Annotated in this window: 15 protein-coding genes; all 15 read right to left on the reverse strand. The window is 44.1% G+C overall.

What is annotated here, in order from left to right:
* Nucleotides 1-132: 132 nt before the first annotated feature.
* Complete coding sequence (gene truA, locus ISR87_10295; GenBank protein MBL7025834.1) at nucleotides 133-891, reverse strand: tRNA pseudouridine(38-40) synthase TruA; 759 nt, start codon at nucleotides 889-891, stop codon at nucleotides 133-135.
* Complete coding sequence (locus ISR87_10300) at nucleotides 888-1,733, reverse strand: hypothetical protein (GenBank protein ID MBL7025835.1); 846 nt, start codon at nucleotides 1,731-1,733, stop codon at nucleotides 888-890. The genes truA and ISR87_10300 overlap by 4 nt, the downstream gene beginning before the upstream one ends.
* Nucleotides 1,734-1,746: 13 nt before the next feature.
* Nucleotides 1,747-2,358, reverse strand: coding sequence for a hypothetical protein (locus tag ISR87_10305; protein MBL7025836.1), 612 nt, complete (start codon nucleotides 2,356-2,358; stop codon nucleotides 1,747-1,749).
* Nucleotides 2,359-2,376: 18 nt separating this feature from the next.
* Entirely contained in the window at nucleotides 2,377-2,910 is a 534-nt protein-coding gene (locus tag ISR87_10310) for a hypothetical protein (protein ID MBL7025837.1), read from the reverse strand.
* A gap of 52 nt (nucleotides 2,911-2,962) precedes the next feature.
* Entirely contained in the window at nucleotides 2,963-4,495 is a 1,533-nt protein-coding gene (gene lnt, locus ISR87_10315) for an apolipoprotein N-acyltransferase (protein ID MBL7025838.1), read from the reverse strand.
* A gap of 18 nt (nucleotides 4,496-4,513) precedes the next feature.
* A complete protein-coding gene (gene ruvX, locus ISR87_10320; protein MBL7025839.1) occupies nucleotides 4,514-4,933 on the reverse strand; it encodes a Holliday junction resolvase RuvX in 420 nt (139 codons plus the stop codon).
* Nucleotides 4,934-4,953: 20 nt separating this feature from the next.
* Nucleotides 4,954-5,262, reverse strand: coding sequence for an integration host factor subunit beta (locus tag ISR87_10325; protein MBL7025840.1), 309 nt, complete (start codon nucleotides 5,260-5,262; stop codon nucleotides 4,954-4,956).
* A 25-nt stretch (nucleotides 5,263-5,287) separates the two neighbouring features.
* Nucleotides 5,288-7,492 (reverse strand): bifunctional (p)ppGpp synthetase/guanosine-3',5'-bis(diphosphate) 3'-pyrophosphohydrolase, encoded by a 2,205-nt coding sequence (locus tag ISR87_10330; protein MBL7025841.1) that lies wholly within the window; start codon nucleotides 7,490-7,492, stop codon nucleotides 5,288-5,290.
* Nucleotides 7,492-8,886: a replicative DNA helicase gene (gene dnaB / locus ISR87_10335; protein ID MBL7025842.1), complete on the reverse strand. Its 1,395-nt coding sequence runs from the start codon at nucleotides 8,884-8,886 to the stop codon at nucleotides 7,492-7,494. The genes ISR87_10330 and dnaB overlap by 1 nt, the downstream gene beginning before the upstream one ends.
* Nucleotides 8,883-9,572 (reverse strand): uracil-DNA glycosylase, encoded by a 690-nt coding sequence (locus tag ISR87_10340; GenBank protein ID MBL7025843.1) that lies wholly within the window; start codon nucleotides 9,570-9,572, stop codon nucleotides 8,883-8,885. The genes dnaB and ISR87_10340 overlap by 4 nt, the downstream gene beginning before the upstream one ends.
* A gap of 23 nt (nucleotides 9,573-9,595) precedes the next feature.
* Nucleotides 9,596-9,937 carry a DNA-directed RNA polymerase subunit omega gene (locus ISR87_10345; GenBank protein MBL7025844.1) on the reverse strand — a complete coding sequence of 114 codons (342 nt, stop codon included), beginning with the start codon at nucleotides 9,935-9,937 and terminating at the stop codon, nucleotides 9,596-9,598.
* The gene (gmk, locus tag ISR87_10350; protein ID MBL7025845.1) at nucleotides 9,938-10,534 is read right to left on the reverse strand and encodes a guanylate kinase; all 597 of its coding nucleotides are present in this window, start codon (nucleotides 10,532-10,534) and stop codon (nucleotides 9,938-9,940) included.
* Nucleotides 10,531-11,418, reverse strand: a complete 888-nt coding sequence (locus ISR87_10355; protein ID MBL7025846.1) for a YicC family protein — start codon at nucleotides 11,416-11,418, stop codon at nucleotides 10,531-10,533. Before ISR87_10355 ends, gmk begins: the two co-directional genes overlap by 4 nt.
* 224 nt (nucleotides 11,419-11,642) lie before the next feature.
* Nucleotides 11,643-12,743 carry a transglutaminase domain-containing protein gene (locus ISR87_10360; protein ID MBL7025847.1) on the reverse strand — a complete coding sequence of 367 codons (1,101 nt, stop codon included), beginning with the start codon at nucleotides 12,741-12,743 and terminating at the stop codon, nucleotides 11,643-11,645.
* Nucleotides 12,744-12,768: 25 nt separating this feature from the next.
* A complete protein-coding gene (locus tag ISR87_10365; protein MBL7025848.1) occupies nucleotides 12,769-13,551 on the reverse strand; it encodes a DUF1207 domain-containing protein in 783 nt (260 codons plus the stop codon).
* Nucleotides 13,552-13,576 lie beyond the last annotated feature (25 nt).

Here is a 13,576-nt window from a genome sequence, read left to right on the forward strand (position 1 = left end):
CATTACTTGCTTTGATTTTGAAGGAGGGTTTTTTATCTTTGCGCATCTTCACCTCGTAGGTGTGTTATGATTATTTTTTAAGACATTATAATTTAACACGCTTACGAGGTTTTTTATTATTCTAAATCGGAATCAGGGCCATGTGGGCTGGAGCGCTTCAGGATAAGTGACCTGGATAAGTGTCAGTCCATTGGCTGGAGCGGTCACCACATGTGATTGTCGGTTTGGCTCCTCCAAAAGGGCCAGGAAATGGCCGATGTCCCACTTCCCTCGTGCTACTTCGATCATACTTCCCACCAGCATCCGAACCATATGATGCAAAAATCTATCTCCTGCAATGGTAAACTTCAGGACACCTGAAGGCTGCACTTCCCAGACTGCTGTTGTCAGGTTGCAAACCATATTTTCGGTCTCAGTTCCGGCATAGCAGAAACTTGAGAAATCGTGCTCACCTAAAATATGCTCGGATAACTTGTGTAATCTGGAAGTATCCAGGGGATATCGAACATACCATTGGGTATTGCGATCCAGCACATTGGGTGATGTGGTGATTTGATACAAATATTGCCGCCGAATGGCAGCAAAACGGCTATGAAAATTAACATCTACCTGTGAGGAGGCAATCAGTCTGATGTCTTCAGGCAGCTGCCGATTGAGAGCTTTCCAAAGATTTTCTACGGGGATGGTGCAGGTATCAATTTCAAAGTGTGCAACCTGCCCCAGGGCATGCACCCCGCTATCAGTTCTTCCTGATCCTATAATTCCAATTTTTTCATCGAATACCTTATTGAGGGCTCTCTCAATATGTCCCTGTACCGTTTCTGGATCGGCTTGAACCTGCCACCCATGGTAGGCAGACCCTTCGTATTGTAAGAGAAGTGCTATTTTCACGACATGACTTTCTGTTTCTGGGCAATGGACACCAATCCAAGCCACAGAGTCATCAAGGACCAGATGATGATCATTTTTGCATCCAATGCAAGAAACAACAAACCCATACCCAGCCAGGCACTGCTTAATAAAAGCATATATTTTGATGTCTTCATCGTCATAACAGATGGCAGACCCCGAATGGCGAGTAAATCTCCCAATGTCATTGATCGGTGTATTGTATGAGAAATCAAGGCCTTAAAAACACTCTGCCAGAATCTTAATTTTTGGAGATAGGTTTTTCTGGGAGCCCCTGAAACAAAGAAGAGTTGAAACCTTGAAAATCTCTCCCACTCAACCTTTAGAGATGGCATAAATCTAAGTGACAAAACGACAAGCGTCTGTAATTTTCCAATTTGAAAACCAATCCACTCTAAGGGTGATAGCAGCATGGTGAGTTGAGCAATAGTTGCCGGGTTACGAAGTCTGGACTGAAAACTGGATACGATGACCAGGGGCCATGCAAATCGCTCTACAGCAAAAAGAAGATACTGCCAGTCTGCCCACAGGAACCCTTGATCCAGAGATTTCAACAGGAGTGCTCTCATGAAAGGTGAAAAGACTATTTGCATGATTGCCAGAAACGTTACCAGGCCCAGAATAATAGCCAATGTTTTCAGGGGAGAAGGAGAAGTCATCCACAGGACAACCAGGGTGATTGCTGTGATGCCTATGTGCCAGATTGTGGATGAAACTATAAAGAGTGAAATAAATATGAGCGCAGAGGTAAAGAAGGTGAACCAGATTAACCAGGGGTCTCCATCTGCATTCGAAGTTTTTGGATGGGAGTTATTATCTACCAAATCAAACCGGCCCTCAAAAAGTCAGAGCAATTCTAATTCCAGCACTTCCATCTGTCATCTCAGGTTGAACCGTCATTGTTGTATCCAAGCGCTTGAGATAAAGTGCATCCATGGTACTTACCAGATGATTAAGTGCTATGGCACCAAAGGCGTAAGTCAGCCGTTGTCCCCACAAATATCGTTCAGTTTTGATATCAAAATATTCCTGACGTTTTTGATCTGATTCCCAGCTCCAATAATACCCATTGTCTGCAGAGTAAATGCGATCCCATTGGCGATTGCGGAGCATCTGCTCATTATAGGCATCCATACTTTCATATTTTGAGACACGGTCCAAAAAGACATCTGACTTTTTTTGAGGATCCGTTATCTGTCCATATTTAGAGGCAAAATAGTACAAATCATTTTCGTGGCTGTTTGCTGAGGAGCTGGCGATACCTGCAAATATCCACAGAGCTGCCTCAATACCATTAAAAAGATAACCCTTACTATGGGCTTGGTAGGTATGCTCGCCCCAACCGGGTATCAAGGTGCTTTTTAGAACGGATGGCTTAGATAACAGCCCATCTGCGGCATCCCCAATTATTGGGAAGATCGTTAATATGCTTATGAGTAAGACTTTCATGCTGTAATGATGCACTTTTTAGGTCCTTATAAAAAACAATGCTGCGCCAAGAGCAAATACACCTGCTGTTGTCAAAATTATAAGGGGGACTGGCGGCTCACCCTTTGCGTAATCACCCCCAACTTCGAAGGGGGTTTCTTCTTCCAAAAGTGTTTTTAACTGGGCCTTTGAAAGATTATCTGAAATTTTTCCCCGCCAGACAAACTCGGTCTGGTCATATGAAAATAGCACATTGAGTTCTAACTGACGAAGGTATCTTGAGTTCCGGACAGTTTTTGTCGGATCAAGATTTATTGTAAGTGTGAAATTAGTGGCAGTTATATCAACTCGCCTGTTTTCCTCTCCATTTTGATTCCTGGGCAGGCAGGAATTGAGATAAACATCCAGGTTTGATTCTTCAACAAACCTTGGATGAAGACTCGTCATGGGTAATGATGTGGAATCAGATATGACCTTGTTCAAATTTTTAAGAAGTTCAGTGGTCAAATCCCGATGACTGGATTGACCAAATCCCAAACCACACAACAAACATAGTACCAGAAGCTGTTTCATAGTGGAAATAGCTGATGTAGGAATGGTATATGCATAAATATCTATAAAATGATCAAACAGATTTGCTGGATTTGCCCAGGACCACCCAAAGAAGACCCAGGGATGAGAGCATGAGAACTACAAGTGCAAAAACATCCCCGTTTCTGCTGTAGAATGTTCGCTCCAGTCCGATTGGAGCATCATAGACAATCTCACCCTTTTCACCGAGAGGAATCGAGGCTGCAATTCGACCACTTGGCAAGATCATGGCGCTTACCCCGGTTTGGGCAGCTCTGGCCACGCTAATGCGATGCTCAATAGCTCTAAGCCTGCCTGCAGCCAGATGTTGATATGGACCAGGAGATTTTCCTAACCAGGCGTCATTTGTTATGATGGACATGAGGTCAGCACCATTATCAATAAAAGTTCGGAAAATGTAGGGATCAGCAGATTCGTAACAGATGAGCGTTCCAAGATCAGTGACCTCATCTCGACTTCCCATGGGATAGACTACGGATTCGTCGCCAGGTTGAAAATTCGCCTGTCCAAAATTTAGATTTGCCAGGATAGGGAATGTTTCTACCATTGGAATGCGCTCAGCAAAGGGAACCAAACCCTGTTTACTGGAGATCACAACAGGCATACCTGGAGAATAGTAGAAGGCTGAATTGAAGAATTGATAATCCCCATTCTTCGCTTTATGGTGCAGAGCCCCGGTGAGGATGGAGACGGCATTGTTCTCAACAAATTTTCTGATTTTGCGATCAAACTGGGGGTAATAATGCAAATGAGCAGGCACGGCACTTTCAGGCCAGATGATAATGCGAGCACTATCATTAACCGCCTTTCTCGATTGCGCTAAAATTGCTTCAACGTGCTTGGTCTTTTTCGAACGAACCCATTTTTGATGTGGATCTAGATTGGTCTGAATTACTCCTACTCTAATGGTCGAATTACTCAACTCTCCGATGACCTTCATGCGTACGGCTCCATAAATAAAAGAGCCAATGATAATGAAGCCCAAAATGCCCCAGACTAATTGCTGAGTTCGGACAGTGAGTTTGCCAAACTCCAGTTGAAACAGGAGGGTATTGATCCCAACAACCCAAAAACTAATGGCGTAGATACCACCATATTCAGCCAATTGCTGGAGTGGAAGGGCAAAATTCTGAGTCATGGCCAATGACAACCACGGAAATGCAAGGGTATATCCATGATAGCTGTAAAGGAATTCTATTGAGACCCAGAAAGCGGGAGCCAACCAGAGACCCTTTGTCCCCATTTTATTCCCCGTTCGGGCAATGATGAGGCCAAACAATCCAAACCATAGTGACATATAGGCAACGCTGCCCATCATGGAAGCTGAAGCAACCCAGAAATTTGTACCTGAGTTATTTGCTATCCAATTCAAGCTGGTCAGTGTGAAAATAAATCCAGTGATATACCCTAATTTGAAACCTCTTTGCCACCCCCCCTGCTGTAAGGCTGCCCAGAGCGGTATCCAGGCAACCCAGGCAATAAAGAACATGTCGAAGGGTGGAAAACTCAGGGTAAGCAATAATCCTGAGATGATCGCCAGTGTTTCTGGTGTGAATCGCTTCGTCATGCTATTTCAACCAATCCATTATCCTTGAGTTTCCTGAAGATACTGTTTCAAAATGAGTGCTGCAGCTATTCTATCTACTGCACCTTTATCATCACCAACCTTTTTGCCCATGCGATGTAGAGATTCTTCTGCTTCCACAGAGCTGTAACTCTCATCAATAGTATAAACCGGTTGGTCTATCCTGGCTTTTAAAACCTCAATAAACGCTTCAACTCGTTTTGCCTGTTCGCTTTTTTCTGCACCAGGTCTGAGAGGTACCCCAACCACCACCTCTGTCACTTGCTCCTTTTGAATGACGTCGCTGATCTGTTCCACTGCATCGTCATTACTAGAAATCAGCAGTGTCTTATACGGACTTGCGATTATCCTCAGTGGATCAGTGAGGGCCAGGCCCACACGTCTTCCGCCGGGATCGACTGCTAATATTCGCCCTTGCATGTGACAGAATGTCTACAGCTTTACTCTACGGGCCGTTTCAGGACTTCTTTAAGCAATTTGCCAGGTTTGAAATGAGTTTTCCTCCGGGCAGGAACATAGATTTCTTCGTTGGTACGAGGATTTCTTGCACGTGGTTTGGCTTTGGTAGGTTTGACTTCAAAAACACCAAAGTTACGGACTTCAATCCGGATTGAAGCTTCATCGCCACTCATCATTTCCCTCAGGACGGTGAATACGCCATCGACAATTTCTTCTGTCTGGAATATTTTTTGGCCGAGTTTCTCAGCGGTTTTTTTTGCTACATCTTTTTTTGTGTATGTGATTGACATGGGTTATCCTTTCTTATCCATGGCTCTACTCACGCTCTACGCTTATCACGCCTTCTGAGGCAAGTAGCTTTGATTTTAGTCGGTCTAATTGTTTGACACCTTCTACCTCAATAATGACCAAACCGGTAACCACGTCACCGTCGACCTTCATGGATAGAGTATCAATGTTAATATCATAGGTAGAAATCGTCTCCGTGACATCCCTAACTAAATTTTTTCGTTCTTGTGCTAAAATTTTGAGACGAACGAGGAATTTCTGTGAACGGGCAGCTGCCCAATCCACGTCAATAATACGTTCTTCTTCGGGAAGATTGGTAGCAACGGTCTCACAATCTTTGTGGTGAACTGTGATTCCCCTACCCCGTGTAATAAAGCCCAGAATCGGATCACCAGGAATGGGGTTACAGCATTTCCCAAAGCTGATCATCATGTTGTCTATGCCCTGAATGGATACACCCTTTGTGGATCTACGGGCACGATTTAGAAATGATTCGGCGTAATAGCTCTCTGATTTTTCCGGCCTGGGTTTGATATATTCTTCAGGAAAAAAATTATTGAGAATCGAAGAAACGGTACGATGACCAGAGCCAATGGAAGCTATCATCTTCTCTTCAGATTCAAATTTTAGAGTGATATATGGGTCTTTGAGATGTTTCCACTCTTTGGCCTTTTTGATTTTACGCAATTCACGATCAAGAATCTCTTTTCCCAATCGCACACTTTGCTCAAACTCCTGACCCTTGATCCATTTTCGGATATTTGATTTGGCCTTGGAGGTTTTTACAAATTTCAACCAGGAAGAATTGGGTTTCTGAGAATCACTTGTAATGATCTCGACCTTATCGCCACTCTCCAGCTCGCTGTTCAGTGGTTTGATTCTTCCATTGACCTTGGCCCCAATGCAATGTAAGCCGACTTGCGAGTGCACATCAAAGGCAAAATCAAGAGGCGTAGCCCCCAGTGGTAACATTCGCACCTCGCCTTTTGGGGTATAGACAAATATTTCGTCTTTATAGAGATCAATTTTGAGCAGATCCATAAACTGATGAGAGGTGGTCTTATCCTCTGTCTGTAGAATATCCACCAGGTTCCTCAACCAGGTCACCTGTTTATCAATATCATCCTGGCCAGAGTTGGCGTCTTGTTCTTTGTACTGCCAGTGTGCCGCAACTCCCTCCTCAGCAGTGTCATCCATTTCCCTGGTCCGGACCTGAACCTCAACGGGGAAGCCATCGGGACCGACGACAGTGGTTTGTATGCTTTGATATCCATTGGATTTGGGTTGAGCGATAAAATCTTTAAAACGTTCCTGGATAGGTGTATAAAAGGCGTGAATGAGACCCAAGACACTGTAACAAGATTCTACCCGGTCAACGATGATTCTTACTGCATAAATATCAAAAACATCTTCAAATGGTCGGTTCTGATCCTGCATTTTGCGAAAAATGGAATAGTGGGATTTAAATCTACTCTTATAAACAGCTTCAAACCCGGCCTCTTCCACTTTCTCTTTCACAGGCTCCAGAAACTTCTGTACATATTTTTCAAAAAATGCCTGTCGTTTGGGAATAAGTTTACTTAGCTCCTGTGATGCCTTGGGCTCAAGGATGTCGAAGATAAGGTCTTCCATCTCAGATTTTATACGATACATCCCCAGACGATGAGCAAGGGGTGCATAGACATCCCGGGTTTCTCTAGCGATTCGTCTTTGTTTTACAGCCGGGAGATGCTGGAGGGTGCGCATGTTGTGAAGTCTATCGGCAAACTTGATAATGATAACCCGGATATCAGCTGCGACAGAGAGGAGCATCTTTCTAAAATTGACAGCCTGTTTGTCTTCCTCACTGCGAAACTTCATATCTGAAAGTTTTGTGACACCATCAACCAGCCGTGCAACCTCTTCTGAGAATTCTTGTTCCACATCTTTATGGGTATAACCAGTATCTTCAATAACATCGTGTAGCAATGCTGCTGAAATAGTCACAGGATCCAGTTTCATCTCTGCAAGAATCGTTGCTACTTCCACACAATGTGTGAAATAGGGCTCACCGGATTTCCTCAACTGACCCTGATGGGCTTTTTTACCAAAATTATAGGCACGCCAGACAAAATCTTCCCCAGTGGGTCCAATTGAACTGCTTCCCCCCATCAAATCGATGATGTTCTGGAAGTCATTGGGATATTTAGTCCCTTCCGAATTCAGGATTCTATCTAGTATTGCTGCAGCCATTAGAAGGGTTCAGGAGCTCCTTCATTGGGAGGTGGCGACGGCGAATAGGCGGACAGGTTTTCAAAGGAGGCAAATTTATCAATAAAACTGAGCCTGACGGTTCCAGTCGGACCATTTCGCTGTTTGGCTACAATGAGTTCAGCAAGGCCTTCCTGGGTATTCCCGTTATCATCCAGAACACCGTATTTTTCAGGGCGATAAATAAACATTACAACATCAGCATCCTGCTCAATGGAGCCTGATTCACGCAAATCTGAGAGAATGGGGCGTTTATCGCCTCCCCTTGTTTCCACAGCTCGAGAGAGCTGAGATAAGGCAACGACAGGAAGGTCCAGTTCCTTGGCCAACATTTTAAATGAACGAGAGATCTGACTAATTTCCTGTTGTCTACTTTCAACTCTTCCAGTTCCCTGAAGGAGCTGCATATAGTCAACAATGATCATGTCGATGCCCTTATCAGCTTTCAATCGACGCGCTTTGGCTCTCAATTCAGTTATGTTGAGGGAAGCTGAATCATCAAGATAGATTTCTGCTTCAGCAAGGTTTCCAGCGGCGGTGCTCAAACGGGGCCAGAGATTGGATGGCAGACGCCCCGTTCTCACGAGGTGCGCATCAACCTTGGCCTCACTACAGAGCAAGCGCATGGCCAGCTGGTAATTAGACATTTCCAGCGAAAATATTCCGATCTTTGTTCCAAATTTAACTGAGGCGTTACGTGCCAGTGAAAGTGCCAGAGCGGTCTTCCCCATGGACGGTCGTGCTGCTATGATAATCAAATCAGATTTCTGGAAACCTGATGTAATATCATCAAGTGCATCAAAACCAGTAGCAACACCTCGAATCCCGCCTGGATTCTCATGAAATTTATCAGCCTGGGCAAAAGCCTCATCAAGAGCGCTACGGATTCTCACAAAATCAGCTGTCTTAAAGCGCTTCTCTGAAAGCTCAAAGATTTTGCTCTCTGCCTTTTCAAGGAGATCATCAACACGTTCGCGGGTTTCATAGGCCTCGGTGGATAGCTCTGCAGCAAGTTGAATTAACGCGCGCAGGGCGGAACTCTCCATGACCAGCTTGGCATAATAGCGGGCATTTGCTGTGGATGGAATCTTTTCAGTCAACTCTGTGATATAATATGCGCCACCAGCAGCCTGAAGATCACCACTCCTTTTTAATTCATCAACCACTGAAATCTGATCGACGGGTTCCCCACGGGCATCAAGATTAATAATGGCATTAAAGATTTTTTGGTGAGCAGGACGATAAAAGCTTCCCGAATCCAGAAATTCCATAGCTGATGAAAGCGCCATGCGATCCAGCATCATGGACCCAATAACGCTTTGTTCAGCTTCTTCGTTATGGGGTGGTAGTCTCAGATTTTGACTGGTTTCACTCACGCCTGAGCCCCTCTCTTTTCTAGATACATCTCACGTATTTTTTTGAAATCTTCCCAGGCAGGTCGTTTCCAGTTGGGATTTCTCAATAGAGCAGCGGGATGGTAGGTAACGACCAAATCTGTACCATGATAATCAAAGACCTGTCCGCGCATTGATGTGAGAGAATCCTTGCTCCGCAGCAAGGTGGTGGCTGAGATGCGGCCCAGGGCTACCAGAAGTTTCGGTTTGATCAACTCAATCTGTTTGAGTAGATACGGCTCGCATTCCTCAATCTCTGCTTTATTGGGATCACGATTATCAGGTGGGCGACACTTGAGGATATTTGCGATATAGACATCTTCTCTGGTGAGATCGATGGCTTTAAGGATATCCGTGAGCAATTTGCCCGATCGTCCGACAAAGGGCAAGCCCTCCAAATCCTCTTTTTCACCAGGAGCCTCACCCACAAACATGATATCAGCGTTTGGATTGCCTGCACCAAACACAAAGTTGGTCCGGGTAGACCCAAGGGGACAGTTCATGCAGCCTTGGATGGCGCTGTTAAATTCACTGATGGTCTTGATATCAGGACTCACTGAAATTCTCTCCATATCGGTTTCCTGATCGGTCTCAGGCATATATAGCGGTCCACCAAAAATCTCTAACTCGTCTTTGACGAAGGCTTTTATCTGGTCATGTTTATTCATCACCTGATAGAAATCTTGGTCAGTTAGGCTTTTTCAGTTTCTTCTTCAGCGGGACCATCGCCAAACATGGCCTGCTTTTCCCACTTAAGTTCACCGGATAGAAATTCTGTAAGGCCTACCGTTGTGGGTTTCACAACAGCATCATAGGCTTCTCTATCGATTTCAGTATCCACTTCGTAGGCTTGTGACATTTCATCTTCACCGCTAATCTCTTCAAGATTTTCTTCTTCACGACGACGTTCTTCTTCGATGACATAACGATCGCCAATGATCTGTCTCGCTCGTTTAGCGATCACAGTCACTGCTTCAAAAATATCTTCGGTATGCTCTTCGATTTTTCTGAACGGTACTGTCTGTAAACCCATTTATATACTCCTTTGTTGTTGATATATTTCATTTTCTAAAATTTCGGTAAATGCGTTAACTGCTTCATTCAATTCAGAGTTAACGATGGTATGATCAAATTGTTTTCCCAATAGCATTTCTTCGGGCATGCGTTCAAGGCGAATCCTGATCTGTTCAGGACTATCCGTATTGCGTTTAATCAGTCTTTGTTCCAAGGCTTCAACCGAGGGTGGTTCTATAAAAATTGATATACTGTGCTCGGGATATGCCTTCTTCAAATTTATCCCGCCTTTGATATCAATATCGATAAGCAACTGTCTTCCCTGCTCTAAAGCAGAATCTACGTATGAGCGCAAGGTTCCATAGAAGTGACCATTTTTTGAATAGACTTCCTGCCATTCAACCAATTCATCACGTTCGATACATTTCAGGAATTCGGCCTTGCTGATGAAAAAGTAATGCTGACCCTCTATCTCGTAATCTCTTCGTGGACGGGTTGTAACCGAGACTGAAAATTCAATCTCTGGAAATTTTTCCATGATGGCATTTTCAACCGTCCCCTTGCCGGCACCCGAAGGTCCAGCGACAATGATCAATCTTCCTTTTTGGGATGTCATTGAATATTTTGCACCTGTTCTCTTATACGTTCGATCTCATTTTTCAATTCTACAACAGCGTGTCCAATGGGAGTTGAGTTAGCTTTGCTGCCAACAGTATTTGCTTCTCGATTCATCTCCTGCAGTAAGAAATTTAAACGCTTACCTGCATCGCCATTCTCCACCATCAACTCACGAAAATGTTGAATGTGGGCATCCAGGCGGGTCAATTCTTCTGCAATATCCAGCTTGTCACTCCAGAGTACAATTTCCTGCTCAAGACGTTTTTCATCAATCTGGGATTCACTCTCTAAACTGCTGTCAGCTATTTTTTTTCGCATTTTTTCTGCGATGAGGTCCAGTCGACCGAGATCCTCAGCCTGAATTTTGGAGGTAATCTCAACAATATTGCCGAGTTGCTCCAGGATGGCCTGCTCAAGTAATTCGCCTTCGCGTAAACGCATGGCCTGCATTTGTTCTGATGCCTTTTTGACAAGACTTAAAACGGCATCATTAATTTTGACCTGATCTTCTGCATCTGTGTCATATGTGATGACATCAGGGAAGCGAAGTAATTCAGCCATGGAAAGCGTCTCATGCTCACGACCCAAAATTTTAGCACTTTTGTTGGCAATTTGTTGGTAATGCAGGAGCAATTCCTCATTCATTCGCGGCTTGCCAATGGCAGTTTGATCCGTCCCCATATTCATGGTTAAAGTCACCCTTCCACGGCTCAATAATGACTGTAAATGGGTTCTGGCACCGTCTTCCACTTTTTCGTAACCACGTGGCAAACGCATGACGAATTCAAGGAACCGACTATTCACAGCTCTCAGCTCAATAACAACCTTCAGATCACCAATTTTTTGTTCGGCCCGGCCATAGCCGGTCATACTTATAAGCATAGGTCCTCTCTAAACCAGCATTTCATGCTACTTGTACACTTTATATCAAGCTATTACTTGAAATGCTGTGGCAAAGCCGCATAGTATAATTTTTGGCTATAGCTATGTCAAAAGATATATTGAAGTTAGGTCAATATTTTTTCATTAAGATTTGAGATTCGATCCTGAAGGGCTACAGGAATGATTGTGAGACCGATAAATTTGCCTCTCCTCAGTGCTTTTTATCAAGGGAGTTCTACAGAGCGAATCACCTTGCGTTTGCTGCTGTAAGTAGCCTTTATTCCACTACTGACCAGGGTATACATTTGCATGAAATCAGTTGTTCCATCCTCAACTTCTGAATTTTCGAAAGTCGCCCATGTAGGAGAATGCTTAAGCGGAATATTTAACCCGATTGAAGTGATAAGTCGCTTGTTGTCCTGAAAAAGGAAGCCATTCTTCCGCGTGGGGTCAACAGGCACCCAGCCTTTGACGGGAAAATAGATTTCTGACCAGACATGGGCCCCAGTATTTTCAGATACAAAGTTAAAGCCAGATTTTTGCCGGGCTGGAATACCGGCGATCCTGCACATGGTCATAAATAGAGCCGAATATTGTCCACAATCCCCTGCTAAAGTTTCAGTAGCATTGCGAACCCCTCTCGCCTCAGGTGGATAGACATAGGTCATATTGCTTTGAACCCAGTTGTAGATGGCTTCTGCCTGACTGACCGGATCTGCAACATTTTCCAGCAATATGAATACGGTGTCAATCAAAGCATCATCTTGTTCCAGGAACCGTTCAGCTCTGGTATACTTCTGGATAATTTCTGGCGGAATTTGATTCCAATTAAAGTACTCGATATCCCTGTCTACATCCGGTTTGTAGTCGAAGGTGATATACCTGAATTTTCTGATGATAATGAAACTTTCATTTGGTGACTGGGATTGATTCCAATACAGAATCTGATTCCCATACTCCGGCTCATTTGAAATGTCTGTTGGCTGGGGTTGGATACTTGATCCAGGTAGTACCTTTTGGGAAGGATAATCACGAATATCTGAACTCCATATATGGAGGGCTGGAGATTGATCTGCAGCTAAACCCTGTTCTTGATTAGATGCATTCAGTGCCTCGCCTGATAGAAGGGAAATATCTTTAATTCTAACAATTAATTCACCTGTCACCAAACGGGGATTTGAATATTCGCTGGACAGGTGTTTCATAGCATTCTGGAGCATGAGTATTTCTTCAGGGTCAGGACGAGCGCTATGCTGGCTACAAGCACTCAGTAATAGCAATATGAGTAAAGGGGATGATCGTAGAAGGCTATGATTCAGAGACATACAGGTATTCCTTAAATCGATATTACTATTTCATATTCCTGGGGAGGTCGAACATAAGACTTAGCCCAAGCAATCTTACTTTTTGATATTCCAGTGTGCTATAGGGCAACTGCCCCTGATAATAAGAAAGCAAAATTTTGACAGGTGTTTGCGTGCTCCGGGCAAATTCAATTCCTGTTCCAATTCGTATATTAGGGACAAAATCATGATGCTCATAAAGCTTCATATCCATCCCTGCTACCAGAGCAAGCCCCGGGTTAGCGGAGAGTGGATAATTCCAATCTCCACCCACCTGAATCAGAAGGCGTTTTCGCACCGTGTTGGGAGAAACATTATATCCTGTCACACCGTAGAGATTTATGCTTTGGAATTTATTATACAATGTCAGGTCCAGCTGTTCATAATTTTGAGTTCGGAGCGTAGCTGTCACGACGAAGTTGCGGATGATATAATCGTCCCCTAGATGGGATGACTGGTGAAAGAGACTGGCCTTATAAAATGTGGTTGGATTACATTGATAATGAAAAACTGAGGATACCCGGTAATCTGCATTCTGAAGTCCCCCCATAAATGCTTCACCCACATCAACTATGGAGAATTGTGAAAAGATGGTGAACTCCATTCCCAGCTCCCATTGACGTGCTGAGGATTGTATTGAGCGGATAAATTGCTGACGCATGCTCATAGAGATAGGTACATACATGAGTTGCCGGGTCTCCCCTTCAACCTCATAACTCAAAATACTGATACTCTGCTGACCAGCTGCTGGGTCCAGGTAGAGGGATGGAAAGATTGATCCCTGTGGCAACCAGCTGATCTCCGAGGCTGATATG

The organism is Candidatus Neomarinimicrobiota bacterium, from assembly GCA_016784545.1.
Taxonomy (GTDB): Bacteria; Fidelibacterota; UBA8477; order UBA8477; family JABMPR01; genus JABMPR01.

Bases quoted from the DNA above. Each gene is read 5' to 3' on its own strand.
- ISR87_10305 (MBL7025836.1), bottom strand. From the start codon at position 2,358: ATGAAAGTCTTACTCATAAGCATATTAACGATCTTCCCAATAATTGGG.
- ISR87_10310 (MBL7025837.1), bottom strand. From the start codon at position 2,910: ATGAAACAGCTTCTGGTACTATGTTTGTTGTGTGGTTTGGGATTTGGT.
- lnt (MBL7025838.1), bottom strand. From the start codon at position 4,495: ATGACGAAGCGATTCACACCAGAAACACTGGCGATCATCTCAGGATTA.
- ruvX (MBL7025839.1), bottom strand. From the start codon at position 4,933: ATGCAAGGGCGAATATTAGCAGTCGATCCCGGCGGAAGACGTGTGGGC.
- ISR87_10325 (MBL7025840.1), bottom strand. From the start codon at position 5,262: ATGTCAATCACATACACAAAAAAAGATGTAGCAAAAAAAACCGCTGAG.
- ISR87_10330 (MBL7025841.1), bottom strand. From the start codon at position 7,492: ATGGCTGCAGCAATACTAGATAGAATCCTGAATTCGGAAGGGACTAAA.
- ISR87_10340 (MBL7025843.1), bottom strand. From the start codon at position 9,572: ATGAATAAACATGACCAGATAAAAGCCTTCGTCAAAGACGAGTTAGAG.
- ISR87_10345 (MBL7025844.1), bottom strand. From the start codon at position 9,937: ATGGGTTTACAGACAGTACCGTTCAGAAAAATCGAAGAGCATACCGAA.
- gmk (MBL7025845.1), bottom strand. From the start codon at position 10,534: ATGACATCCCAAAAAGGAAGATTGATCATTGTCGCTGGACCTTCGGGT.
- ISR87_10355 (MBL7025846.1), bottom strand. From the start codon at position 11,418: ATGCTTATAAGTATGACCGGCTATGGCCGGGCCGAACAAAAAATTGGT.
- ISR87_10360 (MBL7025847.1), bottom strand. From the start codon at position 12,743: ATGTCTCTGAATCATAGCCTTCTACGATCATCCCCTTTACTCATATTG.